This window comes from Streptomyces sp. NPDC001056 (assembly GCF_053598955.1).
In genome coordinates, this window is the sequence record NZ_JBSFLI010000118.1 from 1 (window position 1) to 1,194 (window position 1,194).

The following is a 1,194-nucleotide window of genomic DNA, read 5'->3' on the forward strand; positions in this document are numbered from 1 at the left end:
CGCGTCGGACTTCTCCATGTGGGGTTCGAGGTAGGCGACGGCGGCCTTCATCACCTCGGCGGACTGGAGCACGAACGGCAGCTGCATCTGCCCCGAGCCGAACAGCTCGCCGACGACCTTCATCCCGTCCAGCAGCGTCTCGTTGACGATGTCCAGGGCGGGACGGTCCTCAAGGGCCGCGTCCAGGTCGGCTTCCAGGCCGTTGCGCTCACCGTCGATGATCCGCCGCGCCAGGCGCTCCTCCAGCGGCAGCGCGGCCAGCTCCTCGGCCTTGCCCGCCTTCAGGGACTTCGCGGTCGCGCCCTCGAACAGCCGCATGAGCTTCTGGAGGGGGTCGTAGCCCTCGGACCGGCGGTCGTAGATCAGATCCAGCGCGGTCCGCACCTCCTCCTCGCCGAACCGCGCGATCGGCAGGATCTTCGACGCGTGCACGATCGCCGAGTCCAGACCCGCCTTCACGCACTCGTCCAGGAACACCGAGTTCAGCAGGATGCGCGCGGCCGGGTTCAGACCGAAGGAGATGTTCGACAGACCGAGTGTGGTCTGCACGTCCGGGTGGCGCCTCTTCAGCTCACGGATCGCCTCGATCGTCGCGAGGCCGTCCTTGCGGGACTCCTCCTGACCCGTGCAGATCGTGAACGTCAGGGTGTCGATGAGGATGTCCGACTCCAGGATTCCCCAGTTCCCGGTCAGGTCCGCGATCAGCCGCTCGGCGATGGCGACCTTGTTCTCGACGGTGCGGGCCTGGCCCTCCTCGTCGATCGTCAGCGCGATCAGCGCCGCACCGTGCTGCCGCGCGAGCCGGGTGACCTTCGCGAACCGGGACTCGGGCCCGTCGCCGTCCTCGTAGTTCACCGAGTTGATCACCGCACGGCCGCCCAGCCGCTCCAGGCCGGCCTCGAGGACGTCGACCTCGGTGGAGTCCAGCACGATCGGCAGCGTCGAGGCGGTGGCCAGACGGCCGGCCAGCTCCGCCATGTCCGCCACACCGTCCCGGCCGACGTAGTCCACGCACAGGTCGAGCATGTGCGCGCCCTCGCGGATCTGCTCCCGGGCCATCTCCACACAGTCGTCCCAGCGGGCCTCCAGCATCGCCTCGCGGAACTTCTTCGACCCGTTCGCGTTCGTGCGCTCGCCGATCGCCAGATACGACGTGTCCTGCCGGAACGGCACCGACTGGTACAGCGACGCGGC

Annotated in this window: 1 protein-coding gene; it reads right to left on the reverse strand. The window is 68.8% G+C overall.

What is annotated here, in order from left to right:
* A partial coding sequence (locus tag ACWDD7_RS37815) for a dihydropteroate synthase (RefSeq protein ID WP_450460725.1) occupies nucleotides 1–1,194 on the reverse strand: 1,194 nt, incomplete at both ends.